The organism is uncultured Chloroflexus sp. (genome assembly GCF_937129525.1).
In the GTDB taxonomy this organism is placed as follows: Bacteria; Chloroflexota; Chloroflexia; order Chloroflexales; family Chloroflexaceae; genus Chloroflexus.
The window spans coordinates 44,650-53,057 of record NZ_CAKZNK010000119.1; the positions used below are offsets into that span (position 1 = coordinate 44,650).

7 protein-coding genes are annotated in these 8,408 nt (G+C 58.3%); 3 read left to right on the forward strand and 4 right to left on the reverse strand.

Annotated features, from left to right (window positions below; genetic code table 11):
• The first annotated feature begins 29 nt into the window (after positions 1–29).
• Positions 30–1,232: an aspartate aminotransferase family protein gene (locus Q0650_RS15155; protein WP_298820433.1), complete on the forward strand. Its 1,203-nt coding sequence runs from the start codon at positions 30–32 to the stop codon at positions 1,230–1,232.
• Positions 1,233–1,573: 341 nt separating this feature from the next.
• Positions 1,574–2,866 (forward strand): adenylosuccinate synthase, encoded by a 1,293-nt coding sequence (locus Q0650_RS15160; RefSeq protein ID WP_298820435.1) that lies wholly within the window; start codon positions 1,574–1,576, stop codon positions 2,864–2,866.
• Here Q0650_RS15160 and Q0650_RS15165 read toward each other — a convergent pair.
• The 4 genes from Q0650_RS15165 to mltG all read right to left on the reverse strand — a co-directional run bounded on the left by Q0650_RS15165 (position 2,844) and on the right by mltG (position 6,622).
• On the reverse strand, positions 2,844–3,617 hold the full coding sequence (locus tag Q0650_RS15165) for a sugar phosphate nucleotidyltransferase (RefSeq protein ID WP_298820437.1): 774 nt from the start codon (positions 3,615–3,617) through the stop codon (positions 2,844–2,846). The genes Q0650_RS15160 and Q0650_RS15165 overlap by 23 nt on opposite strands.
• Before the next feature lie 349 nt (positions 3,618–3,966).
• Entirely contained in the window at positions 3,967–4,707 is a 741-nt protein-coding gene (locus Q0650_RS15170) for an A24 family peptidase (protein WP_298820439.1), read from the reverse strand.
• Positions 4,704–5,561: a shikimate dehydrogenase gene (gene aroE / locus Q0650_RS15175; protein WP_298820441.1), complete on the reverse strand. Its 858-nt coding sequence runs from the start codon at positions 5,559–5,561 to the stop codon at positions 4,704–4,706. The genes Q0650_RS15170 and aroE overlap by 4 nt, the downstream gene beginning before the upstream one ends.
• Positions 5,540–6,622, reverse strand: a complete 1,083-nt coding sequence (gene mltG, locus Q0650_RS15180) for an endolytic transglycosylase MltG (RefSeq protein WP_298820443.1) — start codon at positions 6,620–6,622, stop codon at positions 5,540–5,542. Before mltG ends, aroE begins: the two co-directional genes overlap by 22 nt.
• A 322-nt stretch (positions 6,623–6,944) precedes the next feature.
• On the opposite strand from mltG, the gene thrC reads away from it, so the two are divergent.
• Positions 6,945–8,270, forward strand: coding sequence for a threonine synthase (gene thrC / locus Q0650_RS15185; protein WP_298820445.1), 1,326 nt, complete (start codon positions 6,945–6,947; stop codon positions 8,268–8,270).
• Positions 8,271–8,408 lie beyond the last annotated feature (138 nt).

The window sequence follows — 8,408 nt, forward strand, 5'->3', positions numbered from 1 at the left end:
GTTGGCAATCGCGAGGGAAAGGATATGCTATGACCGGCGAGCGCGCCGCAGACCTGATTCAGGCCGATCACGATTATCTGTTGCAGAGTTATGTGCGCGCCGATTTTGTGATTGAGCGCGGTGAAGGGGTGTATCTCTACGACAGCGAGGGGCGGCGTTACCTTGATTTTGTCGCCGGTATTGCCGTCAATGCGCTCGGCTACGGTGATCGAGATGTGTTGAATGCCATCAATGAGCAGGCAGCTCGCTTGATTCACGTGTCGAATCTTTACCATACCCGTCCGGCAATCGAGCTGGCAGCATTACTGGTGCAGAGCAGCCCCGCTTTCGAGAAAGCGTTCTTTTGCAATAGCGGCGCCGAAGCTATCGAGGGGGCGATTAAATTTGCCCGTCGCTACGCCCGCGCTCATTTTGGCGAAGGCAAGACCACATTTGTTGCCTTTGATGGCAGCTTTCACGGGCGCACGATGGGCGCTGTCGCGATCACTGCCCGCGACAAATACCGTGAACCATTCATGCCGGTCATGCCAGGTGTGCGCTTTGCCCGCTACAACGATCTAGCTTCGCTCGAGGCGGCAATGGGTGACGATGTGTGCGCAGTTGTGCTTGAACCGGTGCAGGGTGAAGGCGGCTTGCGCGCTGCCGATCCCGCTTTTGCGCAAGGCGCGCACGAACTTTGCCAGCGCTACAACGCATTGCTAATCTTTGATGAGATTCAATGTGGGGTTGGCCGCACCGGTACACTCTGGGCGCACGAGCAGCTTGGGGTACAGCCTGACATCATGACAGTTGCCAAGCCGCTGGCCGGTGGATTGCCGATTGGTGCCGTTTTGATGGGTCAACATGTGGCCGACGCGATCCAGCCTGGCGATCACGGCACGACTTTCGGGGGCAATCCTCTGGCGACAGCAGTGGGCGCAGTAGTGTTTCGCAAGATTAGCGATCCGGCCTTCCTGACCCATGTGCAGCAGGTAAGCAATTATCTTGATGAGTCGTTACACGATCTGGCTGCCGAATTGCCCAATACTGTGCTTGAATTGCGCGGACGTGGTCTGATGCGTGGCCTGCGCATTGCCGGCTCGGCAAGCGCCGCGCGTGAAGCGGCCCATCACCACGGATTGCTGGTTGCTACTGCGGGTGAAGATGTGCTGCGTCTCTTGCCGCCGTTGATTATCGAACCGCGCCACGTCGATGAGGCACTGGCCAGTCTGCGGGCGGTCTTGCGAGCATGAAAGCGGTGTGGCGATCAGGTTGATAGCCGACGCAAATGATTGCAGCAGGCTATCGGTCTGAACATTGGGAAGCGGTTTGCTGGCCAGCCATCCCATCGGGGCGAATTGCCGGGATACTTGTATCAATGCGTCAGTACATGGGCACCGTCTCCTGTGACTAAGCAGAGAGTTCAGTCACCGCTCTTGATTCGTCGTGGCGCATGCTACACTCGCAGGGCAGCGGTTGGAGGGAAAGAGCTTTTCGGGTTGTCAGAAGCGTCACTATGCAGACTGCGGTTGCGCAAAGCAAAGGCGTTCAACCGTAGTTCGAGCAATGGGCGCCATCTACAGGGAGAGAGACAATGCCGGTTGTTGCATTAATTGGCGCGCAATGGGGCGATGAAGGCAAAGGCCATCTGGTTGATCTACTGGCGGCCCGCGCCCGTCTGGTCATTCGCTACGGTGGTGGCAATAATGCCGGCCATACCGTTGTGAACTACCTCGGCACGTTCAAGTTACATCTCGTGCCTTCTGGCATTTTTGATCCGGGTATCGTCAACGTGATTGGCCCCGGTGTTGTGATTAATCCCGAGGCCTTGATCAAAGAGATTGAGGAACTCGAATCGCGCGGAGTTTCGACGGCCAAATTGTTTGTCAGCGATCGCGCGCACGTGATCATGCCTTACCACATTCAGCTTGATCAGTTGCAAGAACAATCGCGCGGCGAGGCGCGGATCGGCACCACCGGTCGCGGCATTGGGCCGGCATACGCTGATAAGATGAGCCGTTCCGGCATTCGTATGGGAGATCTGCTGCACGAAGAGACATTGCTCAACCGATTGCGGATTGTGCTGGAAGAGAAGAATCGCGTGTTGACCCGGCTCTACGGCGCGCCTGCCCTCTCGTTGCACGATACCTACATGACCTATTTAGAGTATGGCCGGCGGTTGGCCAATCACATTTCTGATGTGCATCCTATCATTCATCGAGCGCTGGAAAAGGATCTGCCGGTGCTTCTAGAGGGCGCTCAAGGCGCACTTCTCGATATTGACCACGGTACCTACCCGTTTGTGACTTCATCACCGCCCGGCGCTGCTGGCGCTTGCCAGGGTAGTGGTATTGGCCCAACCCGGCTCAATTCGGTGATCGGCGTGGTCAAAGCGTATACGACTCGCGTGGGTGAAGGCCCATTTCCAACAGAGGTTGACGGGCCGATTGCCGATACGTTGCGCCAGATCGGGACGCCGTGGGCCGAGGTAGGCACCACAACCGGGCGGTTGCGCCGGGTGGGGTGGTTTGATGCAGTGATGACACGCTACGCGGCGCAGGTAAACGGGATTGATACTCTGGCGATTACCAAGCTCGATGTGCTGGATGGGATCGAGACGCTGAAAATTTGTACTGGCTATAAACTAAACGATGCTGTGCTGGAATATCCGCCGATGACGACGGCTATTCTGGCTCAGGTAGAGCCGATCTACGAAGAGATGCCTGGCTGGTCAGTGCCAACGCGCCATGCGCGGCGGTTTGCCGATCTGCCAGAAGCGGCGCAGGCGTATGTTGCCCGGATCTGTCAGCTTGTGGGCGCCCGGTTGGGGATTGTTTCGGTTGGGCCAGAGCGTGATCAGGCAATTATGGTTGCGGATGTGTTTTAATGGCGTTGGCTGCTGCCCACCCCGCTGGTGTGCCGATGTCAAGGGCGCTTCCGGCGGGGAAGGTGACGCCTTCAACCCGCAAGCCGCGCCTGATTGCCGCTTGAAAGACCGCGCCGATGTGCAACTCGGCGCGGTTTGGATCATGCAGGCGAGCGGTGCGGTCGCGCTGAACTACTTCAGCCAGGATGTCAGTTACTGCCGGTGACCAGATCGCAGCCATCCACGTCCAGCGCAGGGTAGTGTGCGATGGTTTGATGTCGATGGCTGTGACCTGGTTGTCTGTGGTCAGGGCTACCATGTCGGCGGTGTGTGGTCGTTCACACGGGAAGAGGCCAAGGGTCAGATCGGGCTGGCTGCTGGTGTGGTGCGCCTTTAGGGTTGCAAAGACCTCATCGGGTGTCAGAATCACGTCGGGCAATCCCAGCGCTACTGTCTGATCGCGCAGGAACGGCAATGCGGCGGCCAGCGTATACGCAGCGCCGTGTGGTTCGTGAACGGTCAGGTAGGCAAGCTGTGGCCCAAATGCCTGACCGTCGCCCAGATAGTTGATGATGTCCCATTTCCCTGGCCGCACGACGATCAGAGCACGTTCGATACCGGCGCGTTGCCATTGGGCCAGCAGGTATGTGATAACGGGCCTTGGCCGCAAGCCGTTCGGGTCGATAAAAGCGCCCACAGGTAACAGCTCTTTGCTGCATGGTAATGGGCCAAGACGGGTTGCCATTCCGCCAGCAGGGATAAGACCGATCATAGGCGTATCTCACTGACGCTGGATATTGAGCCGATCATTCTTTTGTCGGTGTGAGGAGGCTGGTTTCATTGTACCGGTTATGGCAAGCACTCGACGATAGTATTGCGCGAGAGGGCCGATCTTGCGGTTGCCGCTGAGCAATTGTTGCCGGCGCTGGAGCCAGATAAAACGGGCGCATTATAGAGCGTATCACTGCGTTAGTAGCAGGCAGTGTGTAGAACGGGAATGGGTGTTGTGCCATCGACGTTAACGCCGTGTCGATCTGACAGCGAGCGCGCTTGCTCAGTCTAGTAAGGCGTATGAAGCCCCTGGAGTCGTTATCCAAAACCAGGTCAGGCGACAGATGGGCTTACAATTGATAGGCGCCGAGCGCAACGTAGAGCAATACTCCCAGACACAGGTAAGCGCCGTAAGGCAAATATTCTGGGGTTTGGCGACCCAGCCGGCGGGCAATCAGGATACCAGCGGCAACAAAGCCGGCCATGAAGACGCCGAAGATCAGGGCCGGGCCGAGGTGACGCAACCCAAGCGCTGCGCCGATGAAGATGGCGAGGTAGACATCGCCCAACCCAAAGGGAGCCGATTTGCCTGGAAAGAGGACCAGGGCGAGCAGGTAAAGGAAGAAGAAGCCGACCCCGCCGACAAGACCGCCCAGGAGCAGATCGCGCCATCCGGCGCCCACCAGCGATCCCCAGCCGAAGGCGATCAAGGCGCTACCCAGAATGACAAAGGTATAGATCCAGCGGTGAAGCCAGTCGATGACGCCGGTAACGATCAAGATGGCGCCAACAAAGGCGAGATAGGCGAAGAGCGGGCTAAGGCCGTAAAGATGGAACAGTCGCCAGAGCCAGAGTGCGCTGGCAATTTCGACCAACGGGTAGATCAAGGGCAAGGGTTGACCATTGGCAGCCCGGCCACGTTGCAGTAACCAGCCCACTACCGGCAGCATCTGCCACCATCGCAATGGCTGGCCAGTGCGAATGCAGCGCGGCCAGCCTAGCAAGCGCTCTTCGCGGGGTAGTCGGATGATGAGCACATTGAGCAGACTACCCAGCGCCAGACCGGCTATGACTATGACCACATCGATCATGGTTTTGGTTCCTCGCCAAATGCAGCCTGCCACATTATCGCTCGCGGCGCTGAACGACCCGTCCAGCGTTCAAAAGCCAGCGCCCCCTGTTCCACCAGCATCCCGCGCCCATCGCGCGCGCGCGCGCCGCGAGCAGCAGCAGCACGGAGCAAAGCGGTTTCGCGGTAGACCATATCGTAGACCAGACAGTGCGGGCCGACCGGTGGATCGGGCAGCGGTATCTCGCCATCGCGCCAGCCGAGAGCAGTCGCATTGATCAGCAGCGTGCAGTTTGCGACAACCTCTGCCACTACCGGATCGGAGAGGGCCAGTGCCCGCGCTTGCAGCGCTGGCTGGTTAGCAGCCACTGCAGCCACCAGATCAACTGCCCGCATCAGGTTTCGGTTAACGATCCAGAGACTGGTGACACCGGCATCGACCAGGGCGAAAGCAGCAGCTCGCGCAGCGCCCGATGCGCCGAGAATAACGACTTCCTGCCTGGTTGCCGTCCAGCCAGCGGCAGCAAGGTCGGCCAGCAGTCCTGGCGCGTCGGTATTGGCGCCTATCAGCCGACCATCGGGCTGGCGCACTATCGTATTGACGGCGCCAATGCGGGCCGCCGTCGGTTCTAGTTCATCGAGGAGTGGGATGACGGCTTCTTTATGAGGCAAAGTCACATTTGCGCCCAGAAATGTCGGTTGACGTAGCGCGGTGATGCGGTCTGGCAATTCAGCGGCGGTTGTCTGCACGGCGCGGTAGTGAGCTGCAATGCCGAGCGCTGCCAGGGCAGCATTGTGCATCGCCGGCGAGCGAGAATGAGAGACCGGATCGCCGATCAAGATAATCTCTGGTGTCATGGTTGATTCGATTGGCATGCCAGCCACTCTGCTTCGTAGACGCGGAATTCCTCGATTGTGGTTGCAAATTTGTGCGAGCCATCGAGCGCGCAACTGGCAACAAAGAAGAGATATGGCACCGACTCATCGGGCTGGGCCGCCGCAGTGAGCGCCGCCAGGCCGGGAGCGGCGATTGGGCCGGGTGGTAGACCGGGTGTCACTCGCGTGTTGTAAGGGCTTTGAATGGCAAGTTCATCGAGGGTTAGTTCGCGTTGCCACCAGGTGCCTTCGCTGGCATCAAAACCCAGCGCGTACTGCACCGTAGCATCGGCGCCGAGCAGACCGCCACCAAAAATGGGTGCGTATTGGGGTTTGAGCCGATTCCAGAACACGGCGCTAATCTGCGGCATTTCGCTGAGCAGAGCCGCCTCGCGCTGAATGATCGAAGCCATCGTAACGATCTGATGCACGGTTACTCCGGGCACGCGCACTGAGCGTTCGATGGTACTGTACTGCTCGACAAAGCGATCGAGCAACTTGCGAACGATAGTTTCGGCGTTGGCCGAGGGAGCAAAGCGGTAGGTATCAGGGAAGAGATAGCCTTCCAGGGTGGAGCCGGGTGGCAGGCTGCTAAGCAGGAAATAGTCGGCGCGGAAACGTTCACCATCGCGAGCTACGGCGAGAAACTCCTCTTCGCTGACGAGACCGGCAGCGGCAATGATCGTGGCAATCTCTTCAAGGCGAAGACCTTCGGGAATCGTGACCTGCACATCGTTGACCACTCGACCGCTCTGCAAAACGATCAAGATGTCGCTCATCGTCATAGTCGGACTCAGCACATAGCGTCCAGCCTGGATTTGTTGATCAAGCCCGCGCCACCGCACCAGCGCTCGAAACAGGGCTGGCTGGCGGATCAGGCCGGCTTCGCCCAGGCGGGTAGCAATAGCGTCAGCAGTCTCGCCGGGAGCAACGATAAACTCAACCGGATCGCCAGCGGTGGCGGGTGTGGCGCGCAATTCACTCAGCAAAACGTAGCCGGCGCACGATATGACCAGCGCAATGAGTGAGAGACCAAGCAAGAGTGCGCGGACATGCCGCATTGTGCAAACCTCCCTCACGCCGAACGGCGCAATGTGAATTGTCGTAGTCAGACGGTTGGCGTCTGTCAATTGCCATTGTACACTGATATGGGCAACGCCGCGCGAGAGCGCAGGCATGCCACTACCACATTTGAGATGATCGGGCCGGCAGCGGTGTTATCTGGAACCGAAGACAAGCGGCACAATCTGCGCATCGATGACAAGGTGGCGCGGGTGCGGTACAATACGAGCTGTCCAAGGGTGGGCATGGTTTTACCGCTTAAAAACCTCTTTCATTCCCGCGCGCAGGGTGAGCGGGCATTGTTGGCAGGAGCGAGTGACGATGTATCACGCATGGTTTGCCGCGCAAGATGATCCCAACGAGCGATACCCATTGACCGAAGTCGTTTACTACAGTCGGTCGGGTGGATTGCTTGAAGTGCAGCACGATATGGCCGCGCTGGCCCGGCGTAGCGCTGAAGAGTGGAAACGCCTCTTCGATGAGCGCTGGATGCGCACAACGTGGCCGTATGGCAGCGGTGTGTGGGGAAAAAAAGAGTGGGTGTGCCCGATCGTGTCTGATGATAACGTTGTCAGCATGTTTGAAGGTGGCACAAACCTCTTCTGGGCCGAGCGGTTTGGGCGCGAGATCGGGCTTGATGACCTCTGGATCAAGATGTGCGGCAATTCACACACCGGTTCGTTTAAAGACCTTGGGATGACGGTGTTGGTCAGCGTCGTCAAACAGATGATCAGTGAGGGCAAACCGATCCGGGCAATTGCCTGCGCCTCTACCGGCGATACTTCGGCGGCGCTCGCAGCCTATGGCGCGGCAGCCGGCATTCCAACCATTGTGTTCCTGCCCAAGGGGAAAGTGAGCATCGCGCAGTTGGTGCAACCGGTAGCGCATGGCGCCCTCGTGCTGGCGCTCGATACCGATTTTGATGGCTGTATGCGGATCGTGCGCGAGATTACTGCTAATCCTGATAATGGCATTTACCTGGCCAATTCGCTCAATTCGTTGCGCATTGAGGGGCAGAAGACGGTTGGCATCGAGATTGTGCAACAATTTGATTGGGAAGTGCCGGACTGGATCATTATCCCCGGCGGGAACCTGGGCAACACTTTTGCGTTAGGCAAGGGTTTGTTGATGATGCATGAACTCGGCCTAATCGATCGTCTACCCCGGATTGTCACCGCTCAGGCGGCCAATGCCAATCCGCTTTACCGCTCATACCTGACCGGTTTTCGCGAGTATCAGCCAATCAAAGCGCAGCCGACGGCGGCCAGCGCCATTCAGATCGGCGATCCGGTGAGCATTAACCGCGCGATCAGCATATTGCGTCGCTTCAACGGGATTGTTGAGCAGGCCACCGAGCAGGAGCTGGCCGATGCGGCGGCCCGCGCCGACCGCACCGGCGCGTATGCCTGTCCGCACACTGGCGTGGCGCTGGCTGCGCTGATTAAGCTGGCGCAACGCGGCGAGATCAAACGCAGTGATCGGGTCGTTGTCATTTCAACTGCGCACGGTTTGAAATTCAGCCGATTCAAAGTCGAATACCATGAAGGAACGTTGCGTGATGTAGTTGGGCAGTATACCAATCCGCCGATTGAGTTGCCTCCGGACATAGACGCTGTGCGGCGCGTGATTGATCAGCGGTTCGGCTAAATATGCATAATGAGGAGGGCTTTGTGCGCATCGATCAACGCCGGTTGGCCTTCATCCTTATGGGGGATGGCTGCATACACGTTAGGGCGCGGCTTGCTGAATATCATTTTTGGCGATCCGCTGTTGACCATAATACTG